The sequence below is a fragment of the Pseudomonas sp. SJZ079 genome (assembly GCF_007993865.1).
Lineage (GTDB): Bacteria > Pseudomonadota > Gammaproteobacteria > Pseudomonadales > Pseudomonadaceae > Aquipseudomonas.
In genome coordinates this window covers 180,128-198,833 of record NZ_VIUH01000003.1, presented here as the reverse complement: position 1 = coordinate 198,833, position 18,706 = coordinate 180,128, and the positions used below count along the sequence as shown (strand labels likewise).

The window sequence follows — 18,706 nt, the reverse complement described above, 5'->3', positions numbered from 1 at the left end:
AGCCCGCATGAGCCTGCCTACCGCCTTCCTTGCCGCCGTCGAACGCCTGATCCCGCGCGAACGACGCTTCGACGACCCACTGTCGACCCTGGCCTTCGGTACCGACGCCAGTTTTTACCGACTGATCCCCAAGCTGGTGGTGCGGGTCGAAGCGGAAGAGGAAGTGGTGCAGCTGCTCAAGCTGGCCGGCGCCGAGCGCGTACCGGTGACCTTCCGCGCCGCCGGCACCAGCCTGTCCGGCCAGGCGATTAGCGACTCGGTATTGATCGTCCTCGGCGACCACTGGAACGGCCGCGAAATCAGCGCCGATGGCGCCCAGATTCGCCTCCAGCCGGGGGTCATCGGCGCGCAAGCCAACGCCGTGCTGGCGCCCTTCCAGCGCAAGATCGGCCCGGACCCGGCCTCGATCAATGCCTGCAAGATTGGCGGCATCGTCGCCAACAACGCCAGCGGCATGTGCTGCGGCACCGCGCACAACAGCTACCACACCCTGGCCGGCATCCGCCTGGTGTTGGCCGACGGCAGCGTACTGGATACCGAGGACAGCGCCAGCGTCGCGGCTTTCCAGGCCAGCCATGGCCAGCTGCTTGCGCGATTGAGCCAACTCGGCCGCGAAACCCGCGCCAACAGCGCGCTGGCCGCGAAGATCCGTCACAAGTACCGCCTGAAAAACACCACTGGCCTGTCGCTCAATGCCCTGGTGGATTTCGACCAGCCGCTGGATATCCTCAGCCACCTGATGGTCGGCTCAGAAGGCACCCTGGGCTTTATCAGCGCGGTGACCTACCACACAGTGCCCGAGCACCCGCACAAGGCCAGCGCGCTACTGGTATTCCCTGACGTGGAAAGCTGCTGCCGCGCGGTGACCGTCCTGAAGAGCCAACCGGTGTCGGCGGTGGAGCTTCTGGACCGGCGCAGCCTGCGCTCGGTGGAAAACAAACCGGGCATGCCGGCGTGGGTCAAGGCGCTGTCGAGCGGGGCCTGCGCCCTGCTGATCGAATCGCGCGCGGCCAGCGATGACCTGTTGCACGAACAGCTGCAGCGCATCATGACGGCCATCGCCGATTTTGCCCTGGAGAAACGCGTCGATTTCAGCACCGACCCGGAGGTCTATAACCAGCTGTGGAAGATCCGCAAAGACACCTTCCCCGCGGTCGGTGCGGTGCGCGAAACCGGCACCACGGTGATCATCGAAGACGTCACCTTCCCGGTCGAACAGCTGGCCGAAGGTGTCAATCGCCTGCTCGCACTGTTCGATCAGCATGGCTATGACGAGGCGATCATTTTCGGTCACGCCCTGGAAGGCAACCTGCACTTCGTCTTCACCCAGGCCTTCGACACTGCGCAGCAGATTGCCCGCTACTCGGCCTTTATGGACGAGGTGGCGCAACTGGTGGCGGTGGAATTCGGCGGCTCGCTGAAAGCCGAACACGGCACCGGACGCAATATGGCGCCCTTCGTCGAGCTGGAGTGGGGAACTGACGCCTATAAGCTGATGTGGCAGATCAAGCGCCTGCTCGACCCTCAGGGCATCCTCAATCCAGGTGTGGTGCTGTCGGACGACCCGCAGATCCACCTCAAACACCTCAAGCCGCTACCGGCCGCCGACGATATCGTCGACAAATGCATCGAGTGTGGTTTCTGCGAACCGGTGTGCCCGTCCAAGGGGCTGACCCTCAGCCCACGCCAACGCATTGTGATTTGGCGCGACATTCAGGCTAAACAGCGCGCCGGTATCGATACCACAGCACTGCAGCGCGACTACCAGTACCAAGGCATCGACACCTGCGCGGCTACGGGCCTGTGTGCCCAGCGTTGCCCGGTTGGGATCAACACCGGCGACCTGATACGCCAGCTGCGCGCACGCAGCGCAAGCCATAAGCGCAGCGCCAGCTGGCTGGCCGAACATTTCGCCAGCGTACTGAAAGGCATGCATTTCACCCTGCTGGCGGCCAACGGCATGCGCAGGCTGCTCGACGCCCCGCGCCTGGAGAAAGCCTCGGCGAGCCTGCGCAGACTGTCTGGCAACCGCCTGCCGCAGTGGACAGCGGCCATGCCGCAAGCCGTGCAGCCGCTTCACTTCAGCCAGCCGAACGCCGATCAGCGCCCACGGGTGGTGTACCTGGCCGCCTGCGTGTCCCGCGCCATGGGCCCGGCGTTCGGCGACCGCGAACAAATGCCGCTGCTCGACAAGACCCGCGCACTGCTGGAGAAAGCCGGCTTCCAGGTGGTGTTCCCGGACAATCTGGACAACCTCTGTTGCGGCCAGCCATTCGCCTCCAAGGGCTACGCCGAGCAGGCTGACAGCAAGCGCCGGGAGTTGCTCGGCGCCTTGCTCAAGACCAGTCGCGGCGGCCTCGACCCGATCTATTGCGACACCAGCCCCTGCACCCTGCGCCTGCTGCAAGATGGACTGGACGAGCGCTTGCAGTTATTCGATCCGGTGAAATTCATTCGCCAGCACCTGCTCGAGCGCCTGGAGTTCACCCCTCAGGAACAGCCAGTGGCGGTGCATGTCACCTGCAGCAGCCAACACCTCGGCGAGGCCCAGGGACTGATCGAGATCGCCCGGCGCTGCGCCAAGCACGTGGTGGTTCCCGAAGGCGTCCACTGCTGCGGTTTTGCCGGCGACAAAGGCTTCACCACCCCGGAGCTCAACGCCCACTCACTGCGCACCTTGAAGGATGCGGTGCAAATTTGCGAAGAAGGCATTTCCACCAGCCGCACCTGTGAGATTGGCCTGAGCCATCACGCCCGTATCGATTATCACGGCCTGGTCTATCTGGTAGATCGCGTCACCCGTCCGCGGGCCTGACACGAACCCTATGCCGAGCATCTGACACGCCGCGCTTATTTCCATTAAGCGGAATGTGAAACCGTTTCGACGAAAATTCACGACACAAGCACTGAGTCCTGTCATTCGGAAAAAGTGAACTCAGCCTTCCGAGCGGTAGTCAGTTTTCAGCCTGAATGAGTTAGGTGGATATAGACCTTGGCTGCATGGCGCGCCCTTATCTGGAGTGCGACGCCGAGAGACTATCAATGATGAGAGGACTATCAGATGAAACGTACTGCCCTGTTTTTTACCGTCACTGTGCTCGCCTCCCCCGCGTTTGCAGCTGAAGACTTGTGCACCGTCAAGATGCAGGAACTCGATAACAGCATGAGCGTGATAGAGAACCTGGGTTCTCCCCTCAAGGAGCAAGTCGAAGAACACAAAATGCTGGCTGACAAGGCCAAAAACATGGGCGACACAGAGGCCTGTGCCACCCATGCAACCAAGGCCTTGGACCTATTGCAGGAAACCGGCGGTGAAGCCAGCTAGACCTATCGAAGCAACCCTGAACACACAAGACCGGCAGTTCGCCGGTCTTGTGCGTTCAGGGCTACGTTTACGAGTCCATAACTTGTTTTTTGCGCTGTTTTTTCTAGAGTGAAAACACATCATTAGAGGAGCAATGCCATGCGCCGTCTTGCCGTTTTCCTATTCGCCGCGCTGCTCAGCACGCCACTCTGGGCCATGCACTGCCCTGCCGACATGGCGAAAATCGACGCCAGGCTGGCCAGTAACCCACCCACCGACGCCGCCGTACTGGCCCAAGTCAAAGAACTCCGCGCAGAAGGTGAGGAGCTACACAAGTCGGGCAACCACAGCAAGTCAGTCGAGGTGCTCGGTAAAGCCCAGCAACTACTCGAAGCCAGCGAATAAACCTCGAGCCAGTCTGTTTCATCGACCCTAGCAGCATTACCCCTGTACTGTCAGGCTGGCTCAATCTATCGGCCTGACTGCCTCCCCCCCCTCGCTCGCGCCTCGTTGTCAGCACGAACCATCGCTATCCGCTAGATCCAGGCCAGCCCTTGCACGGCCGCTTACTCCGGCGCAGCGGCGCTTGGTAAGTCGATCCAGAACCGGCTACCGCTGCCTGCGGTACTGTGAAAGCCCATTTCGCCGCCCATCAGACTGGCCAGTTCATGGCACAGCACCAGACCGATGCCGGTCCCCGGTATGTTGGAATTCTCCCGCCCCAGGCGCTGGAACGGCTGGAACAGCTGGGCCTGCTGCTCGACGGTCAGACCCGAGCCGGTGTCCTCGACCCACATGCGCACGCAATCCGAGCGCACTTCGTACCCGAGACATATCAGCCCCTGCGGGCCGTTGTACTTGATCGCATTCGACAGCAAGTTGAGGATCACCTGGCGTAAGCGCCGCTCATCGGCCTGGACATACAGGGACGCATCGGTCGCCGCCATCATCTGTAGCTGCAACCCCCGCTGCTGCACCTCCGGCTGCACCAGCTCGGCACAACCTTGCAGCAATACGCCGACCTCCACCGCCTGCAAATGCAGCTGCTGGCGACGATTTTCGATGCTCGACAGGTCGAGGATGTCATCCACCAGAGAGGTCAGGTGACGGCTGGCCTTGACGATCTCCCGTGCGTAATCCGCCTCCTGCTGGGCCTCCGGCTTCTCTTGCGCTTCCATTTCGATCAACTGACCAAAGCCAAAAATAGCGTTCAACGGCGTGCGCAGTTCATGGCTCATGCTGGACAAGAAGCGACTCTTGGCCTGGCTGGCGGCCTGCGCCTCCAAGCTCGCGCGCCGCAACTCCTCCTGCACCTGCTTGAGGCGCGTGATGTCGACATGGGTCCCGGCGATGCGCAAGGCCCGGCCCTCGGCATTGCGCTCCAGCACCTTGCCGCGGCTCAGCAGCCAAGCGTATTCGCCACGCGAATCGGCATAGCGATACTCGGCCTCGAACTGATCCTCGCCACTCGCCGCGAATTGCTGGCGCAGATGACGGATGCGCTCCAGGTCATCCGGGTGCACCCGCAGGTTGAACTCACTGAAACTCATGCACTCGGTCGTCAAGCCAAAGCGTTTGAGGAAGCGCTCGCTGAGTTTGATGGTCATGTTCGGCGCATCCACCTCCCAGAGACTCTCAGTGGTGCTTTCCAGCACCAACTGCAGAATGCTCTTCGCCTCCTGGCGCTCGGTCTCACTGGCCTGCAATTGCTCGCCGGTCTGTTGCACCGCCTGCGCCATGAACGCCAGTTCCTCAATCTGGCTGGTCGGTGCACTGGGATGGAAATCGCCCTGACCGAGCCGGCGCATCATCCCGACGACGCCGGCAATCGGCTGCGCCAGTTGATTGCTCAAACGCCGCGAACGCACCCACATCCAGGCGAAAAACAACAGGTAGAACAATGCCAGCCCGCCGATCAACAGGTAGCCAATCTGCAAATAGCGCTCAGCCAGACGATTGGTCTCGCTAAAAATACTCCCCTCATCGACGACCAGTAGCAGGCGCCAACCGGTTTGCGGAATCTCGCTCCACGCCACCAACTGCTTGCGGCCACCTAGCAGCACCTCCTGTACATGGTCCTTCCCAGCCGCCATGGCCTGTAACAGCGGCTGCATATCGGCGCGATTGGTGAGATTGAAGTCCTCCGGCTTGAGCACCTCGCGGCGCACCGCCTCATCGTAGGAGTACTGGGTCAGCTCACGCAGCCCGAAGTCTTGCTCCCCCGCTTTTGGCAACGCCATGATGTTGTGGTCGCGGCTGACCAGCATGGCATAACCCTGCCAGGGCACATCCAGCTCACCGATCTCGTTGAGCATCTGCCCAACGGTGATATCCAGCCCCACCACCCCCTCGAGAAAATCGTTGCGATACACCGGCGCGATCACCGACATCATCCAGCCCAGCCCAGCCGGATCGAGGTAGACATCGGTCCACGCGACCTTGCGTTCGGGGTTGTGCTGGGCGTCGGCGAGGTAATAGAAGTTGTAATCCGGTATCACAAGATCGTGCGGATACTGCTCAGGCGTCATGAAGAACGGATAGATACGGTTATAGCTGTCCCAACTGTTGAAATAGAGCGCCGCGACCAACGGATTGGCGGCACGGATTGAGCGCATTAGCGGGTCCAGCTGCGACAGGCGCAGGGCCTTGGCCCTATCCTGCTGCGCTGGCGATGTGCTGTTGGCGTAGAACGAGGCTGCCCGGCCATCGTCGGTACGGCTGTAATACACCCCACTGGCAGTCGTGGCATGGCGCCGCACCTCCACTTCATCGGGCTGGAAGCCGGTATTTTGCAACGCTCGCTGCGCAGCATCACGGAAAACCTGGACCTGCGCTTCGGCTGAGCGCAGGCGGCTGTCGATTATCTGCCCCTCACGCACCACCGCCGCAGACAAATCCTTCAGCGCACTCTGCTGCAAATGCTCTATCTGCGCATCACGAATCGCCGCGTTGCTTAGCAGATAGACCGTAATCAACACCGATTCCACCAAAATCAGCGGAATCAACGCACTCTGTACAAACGCGCGCCAAATCCACTGACGCAAGGGGTAACGCGACTCGCGCGACATAATAAGGTCTCTTCCCAAAGACATTGCAGCAGCTCTAGCCCACAATCATAGCTGCACTCTGCACATAGCGTCCGCTGGACAATCGCTGGGTCGACGCTGCGGAACCTTTGCCGTACACTGAGCATCCTAGCTACACGCACTACTGTTTTGGGGCCGATTAGGATTCGACGCCGGTAACAAAACTCGAGGGGCATGCCGAGTTGGTAACAGAACTCGTAAATAAACTGTTGCAAAAATCCATAATTGCCAATGATGACAATTACGGTGCTCAACTAGCTGCGTAAGCAGCCTAGTCGCACTTCTGGTAGCTTCGGCTCCAGCAATCATTAGGGGATGTCTGTAAACCCGAAATGATTGTCATGCAGAACAGAATCGCCGCGTAGTACGTTGTGGACGTAACGGCTAAAAATTACACAACTCGCCCAAAGCACCCTGCCCGTCGGGCGGCCAAGGGTTAACTCAGTAGACACGGCTAAGCATGTAGAACCAACAGCGGAGTACTGGCGGACGGGGGTTCAAATCCCCCCGGCTCCACCAAATATCAGACTAAACCTTTGATTTTAAAGGTTTAATCTAAATGGGGTTCAAACCACGTCTGGAAATTTCTCAGGAAATTCCACTGACGACGAGGTTGAACCCCATGCAACACCTAGCCCACTACCTGTACCGCGACAGCAACGACCAGCTGACCTTTCGGCTGATTCTTCCCCGCCTGCTTCAGCAGCGCTTCCCTTACGTCTCTCGCGAAATTCGCTGGTCACTCCACGGCATGAGCGTCGATGACGCCCGTGATCTGGCGCTGGATCTCGCTGAACGCATCCGCCAACTGCGCTTTCGCATCGGCGAAATCAAGACTGCCGAAGGCCTGCAGCAGGCACTGGCCGACATTCACGCGTCGATCAGACCGCTGAGCCAACAGGATCCCCACCCGCGCACCACGCCACACAGTTCGCAGATCGCATGCCCGGTACAGGACCTGAGCCTGGCTATCGGCCGTCAGCGCTATGAGCAACTGCGCCACATGCCCACCTTTCTACTACGCGAAGCGCAGCAGTTCACCCTACAAGTTCCCCTCCCCGACCTGCTCGGCGCAGCCTACCCGTTGCTGCTGAAAACCCAGGTGTTCGAGCTGCACACGCTGAACCCCACAGAGGTACAGCAGCGCGCCCAGTTCATCCTGCAAGGGATGGCCGAGCTGGCCGCACAGCTGGAACAGCACCTGCACCGCAGTGAGTGGCTACCGCTGTACCAAGCCAGCTTCCAGCTGGAATCACTACGCCGTTACCTGCTGCCCGAGCACGGCCTGCATTTTCGGCACAACCCACGCTGGCTGGCACTTCGTCCACAAGATCTGCGCGACCGCGACCATGAGTTTCTGCGCCGCCTGGACAATCCCGCGGGTGCCCGTAACGCCCCACACCGCCTACACCCAACCCATGGAGAGCATCACCTGCTGGATGTGGATATGCCCGACCTGCTGCTGAGCCACTATCCCCAGTTGCCCGCTCGGCTGATGTTCGACCTGCACACCCATGACCTGCATGAAGCCGTGCTGAAATCGGGCTTTGTTCTTGAGCGCTTCGACTGGCTGTCGGGTCTCGTCCTGCAGGGACAGCAGTTCGGTAGCGGCATCCCCAGCCTCAACGAGCTGCGCATTCATGTCGAAGCCATCCGGGCACGCTTGCGGCCTGACAGCGATACGCCGCTGCCACCCGGTCAGACACCCCCACCTGCACCGACACCGAATAGCGGTGACAACGGGATACTGTCCCCTAGCGGTCAGCACTCTGCTCCAGCCAATCCGCTGGGCGCGATGTTCGCCGGCGGCCTGACACCTCGCAGCGAGCAATCGCCGGAGGGCCAGTTGCCCATTCAGCAGTTGATGGAACGCTACCGACGCGACCAAGAGCTGACCGGGCAGTGGTCGCACCAAGGCACTCGCTTTCTCAACTGCGCCCGACTGGAAGTCGTCTGTGAACTCCTGGGGCCGTCGCGCCCAATTAACACTGTGACGACGGAGGACTTTCGCAACCTGCGCACGGTGCTGATGATGTACCCACGCAACCGACGCCAACTCAACGAGCTCAACGGCATCCCAATTCATATCCTGCTCGAGCAGGGTGGCTATGAAGCGATTCATCCCAAAACCGCGAAAAAGTACTTCGACTTGGCGCGGGCGATGTTTCGCTTTGCCTATGAAAATGAGTGGATCGCCCGCGATATTGCCGGACCGATTCGCCTCACGGAAAAATCCCGAAAGCGCAGTGCCCGCGTACGACGGGCCTATACCCAGAGCGAACTGGAGCAGTTGTTCAACGGCCCGGTGTACACCGCCGCAAAGGTGCCACGTTGGCGCATGGACGACTTTAAATTCTGGCTGCCACTGCTCGGTTTGTTCACTGGCTCGCGGCTGAACGAGCTTTGCCAACTGACGATCGAGGATATCGTCCAGACGCCGGAAGGAACCTGGATGATGAGCCACAACCTCAATCACCCACACAAACTGCTGAAAAACAGCAGTAGCGCACGCGACATACCACTGCACTCAGTGCTGCTAGAGAAAGGCTTTCTCGACTTCGTTGCGCAACGCCGACAAGCAGCCACATCCACCAAAGAACTGTTGTTTCCGCAGATGCGCGCCGACATCCGCCGCGCGCATAGCCACACCGCATCACGCTGGTTTTGCGGCGACCCGCAGCGGGCGGGTTACTTGCAGCAATGCGGGTTTCCTCGCCTCAACGGCCTGAGTTTCCACTCGTTGCGGCATACCTTCATCAACCAGTTACGCCAGACAGGCGTAGATCAACCGCGCATTCAGGCGCTTACGGGACACAGTAATGAGTCCACAACCGCAGAGTACGGTGATGGCTACAGTACCGAGATTAAGCATCAGACCGTTGAAATGCTGCGTTTCAACCTCGGCCTCGGCCACATCAGTTTCGAGCACTATCAGGGGCTACAGAGGATCAGCCATCGGCCGGGACGACCAGCACGAACGGAAGAACAACGCCCACCAACTCGCAAGTCCATAGCGATGGAAAATCACAATACCGGACTATTGATTGACTGGCTTAAACGCCAGGAAACCTAACCCCGAATTACCGGGAAACCACGTAAATAAAGTGCATCACCTACTAGCGGACTTACCCCCTATTCTGCATTTAACTCAAAACCAGACAGGCGTCTTTCTGTTAAAACAGGGGAAAAACTTCGCATAACAACTGACAACCAAACAACACCCCATCTCTCTACAACCCCCAACAGCCGGAGGTTGTAGAGATTTCAACGTATATTTAAACGACAGCTAAAAATAATATTCTTGACGAAGTTAAAACCAGCACTATATTCGAAAGCAAGTTTGGCATAGCCCAAGCCTGGCCAATAGTAATGCTCCCTTCGGCCTACCTTCGGAGCAATTTTAGGAGTTTCAATGCAATGCACTAATATTCTGACACTAACAGTCCCGCAGCACCCTGGATTCAACTCGGCAACAATTGCTTTCCAGCTTCAAAGCTTGCTCAACGACCCAGGGCAGCTTAGCACCCTACTTGAGCGCATTCCGAACCCGCCCACCTCGTCCCCCGATCTATCCATGTCGATCAAAATGGCAGCAGACAAGATGATCTGGGATTACACGGTCAAAGGGACCTGGAAGCATGGCACTGCTTACAAGTATGCATCCCAGCTAAGTCAGATCGTTGAGTTTCTTGGAAAGGATCGATTGGTTCATTCGCTAAATTTGGCCGACCTTACGAACCTGCAAGAGACCCTTAGCAAGAAAAAGAAGAACACTCGAGCGCTGGTACCGCTAGATGAACTCGACCTGATCAATACGGGGGTCGAGGAAATCGTTCGCGGCGAAACGGCTCACCGCTATTTCAACCTGCTCAAGCAGTTCATGACCTACTGTGCGCACAAAAAGTGGGTGATCAAACTACCACTTAACGAAGTAATGCTGCCCCCTCTATCCAAACAGCAACGCCACTACAAGACATTTTCCCCTCTTGAGCTTCAGGGTGTATTTCATAGTCGAATTTACACGACACAGGCTACAGAAAATTTCAGATGGACCCCTTTTAGCTACTGCTTCTGGCTGCCATTGCTCGGCGCTTTCACGGGGGCCCGGCCTGGAGAATTGTGCCAACTCTATGCGGGTGACATCTATAAGTCCGCTGGGGTTTGGGTTATCCGGATTACCGATGAAGGGCCAGATCAACGGCTTAAAACTGTCTTCAGCGCCCGGGAAATCCCAATCCACCCCACACTTGTTGATATAGGGTTTCTGGATTTTGTGGCAATGCGGCAGAAGGAAGGTGGACGCTATCGCCCTCTTTTTCCCGAGCTGCCTTACGACAAAAAACACGGATTCGCACGCACCGCATCGCGCTGGTTTAGCGGGCAAGGTGCTAACGATCATGGTTATCTACCAGAGTGTGGCTTTTACAAAGGCATGGGTGCCTGTCTTTATAGCTTCCGCCACACGTTCGTTAACACCCTGCGCAACGGGGTTGGCGCGCAAGAGCTGATGATCAAGATGCTGGTGGGTCACGGCACTAACGATGACACGACCACAAATTATGGCGAAGAGCTTTCGCTACCTCGACGGCAGGAGACAATCGCGAAGGTAAATTTCGATGTCGACCTCTCTCATATCTCATGGGAAAACTATCAGAAACTCCAGCAGCGTAAGCCGCACTGCCATAAAGAGAAACGCCGAGCCCCCGATCCACGGCGCCGTTGATCAACCCGCCTCGTTCAATATTCACTTGGACGGGGCGGTTCCCCGCGGACCGTCCGCTTTTCCTTCAGCGATTCCGCACCACCCCCGGTCATCGCTTCCAAAATCAGTGCCGGTACAGCCCCCAGAACTCTCGATCTATCCACTTCCCCCTTCAAGTGCCTCAACTGATTCGAAAGCTGCGTCCCCATTGAATTGCTGTCGAAGCTGATACCTCTGCAAACTCGAAGCTGCTCATCAGACCAACAGTCAAATCCCGGTATGGGAAACGACACACTGCCGATATGCGCCCGAACACTCGCGTCGAGCCCAACCTGTATCTGCTTCGCCAGACTGTCCATAACCTGACGACTCTCACAGCCATAATTCACATGCACGAACACCTGCGTAATACCGCCTGAGGTGAACTGAATGGTTGGTGTGACGCCCTGCGCGGCAAGCCTTTCGAAGTCCAGGGCAGTTACCCCGTCCAGGTGTAGCCAACTGTCCGGAGATGTCAGCTGCAAATCAACGTTGCACCCCTGACTGTTGAGAATCTGCAAATTTGGCCAACTCGGCGCAACCTGGGCGTGGTACGTCAGCTCCCCTAGCGGAGCTTTGCCTGGCATACCGAAAACGATACTCCACCGGGTAAAACGGCGATTCAATGCCCACAGCATATCCATTAGCTGCCGCCATTCTTCGATGCTCTGCACCGACTGGACACCCTGTCGCAGTAAAGCGGCCTGGCCCAAACGAGAGACACGGAGCAAGGTCGGAGTGGGGGGCACGTCCAAACTCAGTCCCCCTGGCCCGACCTCGGCGCTAAAGACAGGCTTTTGAGCTCTGTCATCAAGGTATGCAGCTCGCCCATCTCTGCTCGCATTTTGCTGAGTTCTTCCCGCATCATCGAACGCATCTCCTTCATCAGCACCTGATTTTCCAGCGCCAGCGAGGTCATTGCCTGGAGCAGGGGATACATCGTCTCGGCCAACTCTTCGCTCGTTGACACTTTCGCTTGCCGCATCGCGTCCAGCTTCACCGCCAATGCCAGTGACAGCTCCTCCGTTAGGTGTTGCACTTGCTGCTGGCTCATTTCCTCGGCCAGTTTTAACTTGCTCATTTATCCACCATTCCAATCGATTTCTATCTGCCTCTGTTGGCTCATAGCCCACCGCCGAGATTCCGCGAAGCGACAACTCAAACCACATCCTTCTCCGAAACGCCTCTGATCCTGTTACGCCGACACGCTTCAAGCCGCGCTGCAGGGATCGCTCTGCCATCGCTTCATACACAGCTGAATGGGCCGATCTTGCCACGCACATCTTGGGTGCCTCGACAAATGCGGTTCGCGTCGGCTTGTTTCGCCAGACCCAGTCAATGCGCTGGTCACCACGCGGTTTCGCAATAAACCGACGAATTTTCGGTAACGGCTCCGATAGAGGTAGTGCTGGGGTTTCAACTGACTCGTCAAACTGAACCGCTCCGTCTACGAGTGGCTTCTCCTCGACAAATGGACGAAGCAGGTGAAGGTGCTGCGATGCGGCAAAGTTGAGCTGTTTGGAAAGAGCCCCCCACGAATAAGCTTTGCCGAGATCACTCCCTTTCATGGGCAAACCATCTCCTATTCGAAAAGAGATGCCCGACACTCGGCCTGTACTGGCGATATTGGGGATAGGCGTAACACCTGCACTCACCAAGCGATGCATAAAAGTGGGAAAAGACGGCTTGCCTGCTAATGCAACATCAAGCAACTGCTGCAACAACATGCGGTCAGACGGCATTCCCGTACGAATGGCCATGTTCAACTCATTACTGGTCGGCGATTTTTTTCTGGCAGGTACTCCGCCGGGCCGACCCACCGTCACTTGGTACAAACCATATTTGACTTCTAAGCGAGCGGCGGCCGACTCCCATCGCCGAAAATCTATCCTTGGGTTCCAGATCCGCCCACCCTGCTCGACAACAGAAAATGCGATATGCACATGCAGGTGTGCTTTGTCACCATGCACCACATAAAGTACCTGACGCTCGCCAGGGGCAACCTCTGCCATGGCCTCTTTAGCCAGAGCAATAGCTTGCTCTGCGGTTAGCTGATCAGCAGCGTGCTCATCATTACCCGGGAAAAAACTCATTACCGAATGGACGAAATAGTCCTGCGGTGGCTTCTTCCCACGACGCTCCTGAGCAGTGAAATTCCATAGCCGTTCAGACCATTGCTTTGCATAGCTGATTGGGCTTTCGCCTGGCAGCATCGGTAGCGCATTCAGTGACTCATGTCGCAGAACGCGCTCGTTCGACTTTCCTTGCCGGGACAGCAAGTACCTGATCAGATTACGCAAATGCCGCTTCGAGCGATGCTTGCGAACCTTAAAGATCATCAGACAAGCCTCGTAGAAAGCGCAGCTCGGCTGCGATTTCACGCAAGGCGGAGTCGTCCACCAGCATTCCGCTATTAGCCCAATAAGCCAGCTGATTGAGGTTGTTGCCAATACGGGACAACTGGCTGATCGATTCAGCATCCCAAACGGATCGCGGCGGGATGATTTCACGATCTAGAGCCGCCCTGACCAGCCAATCGGCAACGCTGAGTTGGAGATCGCTCGCTTTGGCGAAGATCAATTGCTTGTCGCTGGGAGTTATTCGGAGGCACAGCCTCGCTGTTTTTCTGTCCATAATGAGCACCTTGTTATTATTTTTATGTCAATGCTATTGACGTATTAAATACGTCTTTTCTTTTTCAAGCGAAGCGCAGAAAAAGCGAGCCGCGTTGGGAGAAACGAAGTGACGTACAACGCCTTTGCTCGCAAATTCGCCCTTCGATAAAAAGTATCTCACAGGAAAATCCGACAAAGACGTCGCCGAGGAAACTCGGTCGTTATGGATGGAAAGTTGGTATTACCAGTGATTTTTGCCGACGAACGGTCAATTACTCATAACTAGAGTCCCGCCCAATTCGGCCTTTTCTTTCCAAATTTGGATCACTAGATTCCGTTTGCGGCCTCGCGTTTCCGATTTCGGATCAGCGAAGCCGAACTGCGCTCGTCTAGCCGAAATGGGCTCTTGCGTACCGCAATCGGAAAGCAGATTCCTGTTTGGGCAGCGGCTTTCCGACCCTAGAAGTCGAAACCGTTACCCCATTAAGACACCTGGGACTGAAAATCATGGATCAAATCTTTGAAAATCACTTCTGCACTCACTATCCCGAAATTTTTCCATCCTGTGGAAATGAGACCGCACCCTATTTTGGCCTCGAGTGCAGAAACGGCTGGTTCGAGTTGCTCGATGCAACTTGCACGCTCATTCAGAAGCACCAGCAGGAGCAACACTGCGCTCCGTTAGTAGCAGCGCAGGTCAAAGAAAAATTCGGCACGCTCCGCTTTTATTACAGAGGTGGCGATGACTACATCGGCCGCCTGATTGACCTGGCAGAATACTTGTCGCAATCCATCTGTGATGTATGTGGAAAACCTGGTCAGACGCTAGAGCGAAATAAATGGCTGCGTACAAGGTGCCCCTCCCATGCAGTAGAGCTAGGCCAACCAGCAACAACAGTCGCTGCCCCCACAGAATCGCCATCACAATTCGCTGACGTTATTGCGGCAGCCCTGCATCTCTTTGATCTTGACGCAGCCGCAGCTGCTCGATGGCTTACAAACACCAACAGCGCGCTATCCCAATCCCCACTCGCCAGCGCGATATCGGCAGGCAACTACCAGCAAGTCGTTACTTTGATTGGGCAAATTGAGCATGGCGTAGGTCGGTAGCCACACCCTCGCCATAACAGCTTAAGGGCAAGGGTTCATCTGTGACGAATAGGCTGGAGAAGATACATAGGAAGGACACAGCAGTGGAAAAACTGCCCGTATCATGTCGGATTATAGCTCCAACCCCTGGGCCAAGAAGTCGACCAGAGCTAACGGACTTTTGCTCTCAACCACCAGATGAAGCAGGTCGCGCTTACTGCGTGGCAGAGGTTTCGCACAGCGCTTTGCTGTTGCTCTAACAGCTGCGTCGGTTCCATGTATCCGAGCGGCAAGGAGCAGTGCGATGGTAGCGTCGGTGAGTGTCATGTGCGCCCCCAGATGATGGCACAGCAGTTCAACCTCCCGGTGTATCGGTTGGCAGCCTGTACCAATCGTCCCGCACAAGCAGGCGGTGCTGTACGCGCTCGCCGAGCAGTACATGAGCAAATCAACGTCAAAATCGGACGTACAGCGCTGTTAGCCGAGCTCCCGCAGAAACTCAGACCTTACAGTTGTCGATTGGCTTATCAACTTATGGGGGACTTCATGTCCACCCTGCAAGAGGTGACACGCAACCCGTTGGCCTGACACAGACTCTGTGTGTTCACGGGCTTTCTGTGACATCTGACAACTGTTACGCATACCGCATGGTCACGGCCAAGCTGGAATGACCTAGGATCTTTTGCAGGGTGAGGAAGTTCCCACCGTTCTGGATGAAGTGGCTTGCGAACGAGTGTCGCAGCGAGCGCGGCATCTGCTAAACCCCACTCCCTGTGCGCAGCAGATCAAGATAATCACTCCTAACCTGCATGATCTCTCGCCGTCGCTCAGCAGATATCACTGGGGCATGCCTCCAAATTGCCACCCACGATGGGAAAGCTACTCACCCAGGGTCGTTACTACTCAGGGCTCGTATTGGCTATCCACGGTACGCATAGCTTGCGTCAGATAGCGCGACACAGCGTTCGGTGCCCAGTGTCCAACAGGGTTGAGCAAACGCTTGCGAACGAAGCGATAGTCTCGAAGTGGGGCCTTCAGCGCCTGTACAAATGTACTGTCCTGCACTATCAGTTCGGCAAATCGCTGTTCTATGGTAGCATCCAAGGCGGTAATCGCCCGCTCGTCGAGAATCCAGATATCGCCCCCAAAATTCGGAAAGGACGCCATTTGGTAGGACAGCAGCATCCGCCCGATATCGTGACTGAGTCCATGCAACCCGCTCTGCGTCTGCGCCACCTCGGGCGTCGCGTTGTAGCGTTCGGTGAGCGATTTATCCAAGCGGAAATGCGCCTCGATGACGCCCGGCAACCAACGTGTATAGGCGGGCCATACAGAGCGCACTCCGCTGGTGCTCTGCGGCAAATTCTTCAGGTCAGCAACCGCATTGTCGAGTTGACGGATCTGTTCGGTGATCGCAACCTCGCCAGCCTGTACGGATAACTCGCGCAGTTGATTCAGGTTACGGGTAAAGGCTTCAGCATTCTCCGCCTCATAGGGAATGCCGTTGAGGTTGTAGTAGAGCAGCACGTTGACCGTCGCCATCGTCGCCAGTGTGCGCATTTCCTGAAGCTCCTGACGGTCCGGCGCGGCCAACGCTTCTCCTCTGGTACAGGCCAGTAGCATCAGTATTAACAGGTAGTTCAGCAGACGGCTTTTTTTGCAGTTATCACGTTCCAAAACGCTCTCCTTGTTCAGGCTATGTCCACGCTAGCCCATGACCGATAACTCAATCCTTACCCACGCTTGCAGCTAATGTGCGGAACTGAGCTGGGCCTCAACTGAAGCCTCCATCGGTCAATAGCGACCGATCACGCCACTGTTCGATCTCCCGACTCATTGCCGCTAGCTTGCCTGTCACGACCTGTAGGGCATCGGAACCCGCCAGATAGCGCAGTGGTGGTTTCTCTTCGGCGGCTAACCGCACCAGCATCGCCCCAAGTTTGGCCGGATCGCCGAGTTGTTGATGGTTGTTGGCTGCAGAGGATGCTTTGATCTTCTTGCTGAATTCGATGTAATCCTGCAGGCCTTTGTCACCCAACGTCGCGGAGCTGCCGTCGAGGAAATCGGTACGGAAGGCGCCAGGCTCGACAATTGTCAGGTGGATGCCGAACTGCGCCACTTCCTGGGCCAGCGCCTCGGAGAAGCCCTCAACCGCGAACTTGGCCGAACAATACAGCGCGGCACCGCCCATGCCAGCCACACCGGCGATCGAGGAAATGTTGAAGATGTGCCCGGACCGTTGTCCGCGCATCGCGGGCAATACCGCACGGCAGACATGGAACACGCCAAAGACGTTAGTGGCGAACTGCCGCTCGACAGCCTTCACGTCGTTTTCCTCGAAGGGTCCCAACTGGCCATAACCGGCATTATTGACGGCGACATCGATGCGTCCAAAACGGCGCAGAGCGGCCTCCACCGCCAAGGCCGCCTGCTCCTCCTGAGCAACATCCAATTGCACCGACAGCACCCGCTCGCCATAGGAGTCAAACAGGGTTTCGAGCCGGGCCAGATCGCGGCCAGAGGCGACCACATTGTCGCCGGCAGCCAGCGCAGCCTTGGCGATTTCCGCACCGATGCCGCGCGACGCGCCAGTGATGAACCATGTCTTGATCATTGTTGTTCTCCGGGTTCAGGCCAGTGGCCGGAATAGTGAGGCGTATCAGACGACCAAACGTCCCCAGTGCCGCTCGCCGCCTACCACCCAAAGATTATATGAACAAATTTACAATTTTTGTTCATATAATTTATAGTCCAAGCATCCTATCGGAGCGGCTCCAGGCCAAACACAGGCCGGACGTGTATGTCGCTGCGTTGCAGATCACCTAGATAAAGGAGTCCACCGATGCTGATCGACATACACGCCCACCTTGTGACCAAGGGCATGCTCAACCGCCACGCGTTCTGGGGGCCGTTCATGAAGACCAGCGGTTTCACCGTCGGCCACTTCTCCCTTGGCACCAAGCAACCGTCTAAGGCCGCCAACGATGAAGAGGCCGAAGCCAACCTACTGGCACGCATGACCCACGAGAGCCGGCGCAAGCTGATGGCCGAGCGCGGAGTGGACAGACTGGTGTTGTCGGCCCCCTCGCATGCCTTCATGTACTGGGCTGACGAGTTCGGCAGCGAATACGCGCGGATCTGCAACGATGAAATGTCCGCCTATTGCCGTCAGGATCCGGCGCACTTTGACTTCTGGTGCCATGCCAACCTGGCCGAGCCGGCTGCCGCGGTCCTGGAAATCGAGCGAGCCGTTACCCAACTGGGCGCCAAGGGCGTGTGCGTCGGCGGGACTAATTTCAACGGCATCGAGACGCATGACGAACGCCTGTTCCCGGTTTGGGAAAAGATCGCCCAACTGGACGTGCCTATCATGGTGCATGGCTTCAATCAGTCGATGTACTGGGGCGAAAAGCATACCGACGACAAGTTCGAGACAACCTCCATCGTCGGCGATTGTGTCGATGAAACCCTGTTCTTCTGGTACCTGATCTGTGGTGGCGCGCTGGACACCTTCCCCAACCTCAAGGCCTACATTACCCATGCCGGCGGCATGGCGGTGTTCCAACTGGGCCGCCTTAGCGAGCTGAACCGCGCCATGGCGCCGGATACCCGTAACCAGAAGCCGCTCATGGATTACATGGCCAACTTCTATTTCGATCTCGATGTCCATGCGCCTGGCCTGCGCCGCGGCGTTGCGGAGGTGGTCGGGGTCGACAGGCTGGTCTACGGTACTAATTTCGGCGGTGCCTACGACCATGGCGATCTCACTGCAGGCCTGGGCCTCGACGACAGCGAGCGTGAAAAAATCCGCAGCGGCAATGCCATCCAGCTGCTCAAGTTGGATGTGCCCGGCTCTCTCTGAGCACACCTG

Annotated in this window: 13 protein-coding genes, 1 other RNA gene and 1 pseudogene; 8 read left to right on the top strand and 7 right to left on the bottom strand. The window is 57.3% G+C overall.

Features of this window, described 5'->3' with window-relative positions; genetic code table 11:
* Nucleotides 1-7: 7 nt before the first annotated feature.
* The 3 genes from FBY03_RS05020 (at nt 8) to FBY03_RS05010 (ending at nt 3,709) form a co-directional block, all read left to right on the top strand.
* Nucleotides 8-2,815: an FAD-binding and (Fe-S)-binding domain-containing protein gene (locus FBY03_RS05020; protein ID WP_147171098.1), complete on the top strand. Its 2,808-nt coding sequence runs from the start codon at nt 8-10 to the stop codon at nt 2,813-2,815.
* Nucleotides 2,816-3,061: 246 nt separating this feature from the next.
* The gene (locus FBY03_RS05015) at nt 3,062-3,325 is read left to right on the top strand and encodes a hypothetical protein (RefSeq protein ID WP_147171097.1); all 264 of its coding nucleotides are present in this window, start codon (nt 3,062-3,064) and stop codon (nt 3,323-3,325) included.
* 138 nt (nt 3,326-3,463) lie between these two features.
* Entirely contained in the window at nt 3,464-3,709 is a 246-nt protein-coding gene (locus FBY03_RS05010; protein ID WP_147171096.1) for a hypothetical protein, read from the top strand.
* A 161-nt stretch (nt 3,710-3,870) separates the two neighbouring features.
* On the opposite strand, the gene FBY03_RS05005 is transcribed toward FBY03_RS05010, so the two are convergent.
* Entirely contained in the window at nt 3,871-6,372 is a 2,502-nt protein-coding gene (locus FBY03_RS05005) for an ATP-binding protein (protein WP_147171095.1), read from the bottom strand.
* A 149-nt stretch (nt 6,373-6,521) separates the two neighbouring features.
* On the opposite strand from FBY03_RS05005, the gene ssrA reads away from it, so the two are divergent.
* From ssrA to FBY03_RS04990, 3 genes are all read left to right on the top strand, one after another.
* Nucleotides 6,522-6,909: a transfer-messenger RNA gene (gene ssrA, locus FBY03_RS05000) on the top strand.
* Nucleotides 6,910-7,012: 103 nt separating this feature from the next.
* Nucleotides 7,013-9,463, top strand: coding sequence for a site-specific integrase (locus FBY03_RS04995; RefSeq protein ID WP_178090564.1), 2,451 nt, complete (start codon nt 7,013-7,015; stop codon nt 9,461-9,463).
* 339 nt (nt 9,464-9,802) lie between these two features.
* Nucleotides 9,803-11,113 carry a site-specific integrase gene (locus FBY03_RS04990; protein ID WP_147171093.1) on the top strand — a complete coding sequence of 437 codons (1,311 nt, stop codon included), beginning with the start codon at nt 9,803-9,805 and terminating at the stop codon, nt 11,111-11,113.
* A 14-nt stretch (nt 11,114-11,127) separates the two neighbouring features.
* Here FBY03_RS04990 and FBY03_RS04985 read toward each other — a convergent pair whose 3' ends face one another.
* Nucleotides 11,128-13,470 (bottom strand): relaxase/mobilization nuclease domain-containing protein, encoded by a 2,343-nt coding sequence (locus FBY03_RS04985; RefSeq protein ID WP_178090562.1) that lies wholly within the window; start codon nt 13,468-13,470, stop codon nt 11,128-11,130.
* The gene (gene mobC, locus FBY03_RS04980; protein WP_025164618.1) at nt 13,460-13,765 is read right to left on the bottom strand and encodes a plasmid mobilization relaxosome protein MobC; all 306 of its coding nucleotides are present in this window, start codon (nt 13,763-13,765) and stop codon (nt 13,460-13,462) included. Before mobC ends, FBY03_RS04985 begins: the two co-directional genes overlap by 11 nt.
* Before the next feature lie 488 nt (nt 13,766-14,253).
* Between mobC and FBY03_RS04975 the strand changes: the two genes are divergently transcribed.
* On the top strand, nt 14,254-14,856 hold the full coding sequence (locus FBY03_RS04975) for an antitoxin Xre/MbcA/ParS toxin-binding domain-containing protein (protein WP_147171091.1): 603 nt from the start codon (nt 14,254-14,256) through the stop codon (nt 14,854-14,856).
* A gap of 111 nt (nt 14,857-14,967) precedes the next feature.
* Here the strand turns inward: FBY03_RS04975 and FBY03_RS23185 are convergent, their stop codons facing one another.
* The 4 genes and pseudogenes from FBY03_RS23185 to FBY03_RS04955 all read right to left on the bottom strand — a co-directional run bounded on the left by FBY03_RS23185 (nt 14,968) and on the right by FBY03_RS04955 (nt 17,449).
* Complete coding sequence (locus tag FBY03_RS23185) at nt 14,968-15,162, bottom strand: hypothetical protein (protein ID WP_147171090.1); 195 nt, start codon at nt 15,160-15,162, stop codon at nt 14,968-14,970.
* Nucleotides 15,163-15,469: 307 nt separating this feature from the next.
* Nucleotides 15,470-15,592 (bottom strand): annotated as a pseudogene (locus FBY03_RS04965) (tyrosine-type recombinase/integrase); the annotation flags it as partial.
* A 146-nt stretch (nt 15,593-15,738) separates the two neighbouring features.
* Nucleotides 15,739-16,512 (bottom strand): hypothetical protein, encoded by a 774-nt coding sequence (locus FBY03_RS04960; RefSeq protein WP_256677866.1) that lies wholly within the window; start codon nt 16,510-16,512, stop codon nt 15,739-15,741.
* Between the two features lie 97 nt (nt 16,513-16,609).
* Nucleotides 16,610-17,449, bottom strand: a complete 840-nt coding sequence (locus FBY03_RS04955) for an oxidoreductase (protein ID WP_147171088.1) — start codon at nt 17,447-17,449, stop codon at nt 16,610-16,612.
* Nucleotides 17,450-17,677: 228 nt separating this feature from the next.
* Between FBY03_RS04955 and FBY03_RS04950 the strand changes: the two genes are divergently transcribed.
* A complete protein-coding gene (locus FBY03_RS04950; RefSeq protein WP_147171087.1) occupies nt 17,678-18,697 on the top strand; it encodes an amidohydrolase family protein in 1,020 nt (339 codons plus the stop codon).
* Nucleotides 18,698-18,706 lie beyond the last annotated feature (9 nt).

Coding starts and splice junctions, on each gene's coding strand:
- FBY03_RS04995 (WP_178090564.1), top strand. CDS start 7,013: ATGCAACACCTAGCCCACTACCTGTACCGCGACAGCAACGACCAGCTG.
- FBY03_RS05020 (WP_147171098.1), top strand. CDS start 8: ATGAGCCTGCCTACCGCCTTCCTTGCCGCCGTCGAACGCCTGATCCCG.
- FBY03_RS05010 (WP_147171096.1), top strand. CDS start 3,464: ATGCGCCGTCTTGCCGTTTTCCTATTCGCCGCGCTGCTCAGCACGCCA.
- FBY03_RS04990 (WP_147171093.1), top strand. CDS start 9,803: ATGCAATGCACTAATATTCTGACACTAACAGTCCCGCAGCACCCTGGA.
- FBY03_RS23185 (WP_147171090.1), bottom strand. CDS start 15,162: ATGACACTCACCGACGCTACCATCGCACTGCTCCTTGCCGCTCGGATA.
- FBY03_RS04950 (WP_147171087.1), top strand. CDS start 17,678: ATGCTGATCGACATACACGCCCACCTTGTGACCAAGGGCATGCTCAAC.
- FBY03_RS04975 (WP_147171091.1), top strand. CDS start 14,254: ATGGATCAAATCTTTGAAAATCACTTCTGCACTCACTATCCCGAAATT.
- FBY03_RS04985 (WP_178090562.1), bottom strand. CDS start 13,470: ATGATCTTTAAGGTTCGCAAGCATCGCTCGAAGCGGCATTTGCGTAAT.
- FBY03_RS04955 (WP_147171088.1), bottom strand. CDS start 17,449: ATGATCAAGACATGGTTCATCACTGGCGCGTCGCGCGGCATCGGTGCG.
- FBY03_RS05005 (WP_147171095.1), bottom strand. CDS start 6,372: ATGTCGCGCGAGTCGCGTTACCCCTTGCGTCAGTGGATTTGGCGCGCG.
- mobC (WP_025164618.1), bottom strand. CDS start 13,765: ATGGACAGAAAAACAGCGAGGCTGTGCCTCCGAATAACTCCCAGCGAC.
- FBY03_RS05015 (WP_147171097.1), top strand. CDS start 3,062: ATGAAACGTACTGCCCTGTTTTTTACCGTCACTGTGCTCGCCTCCCCC.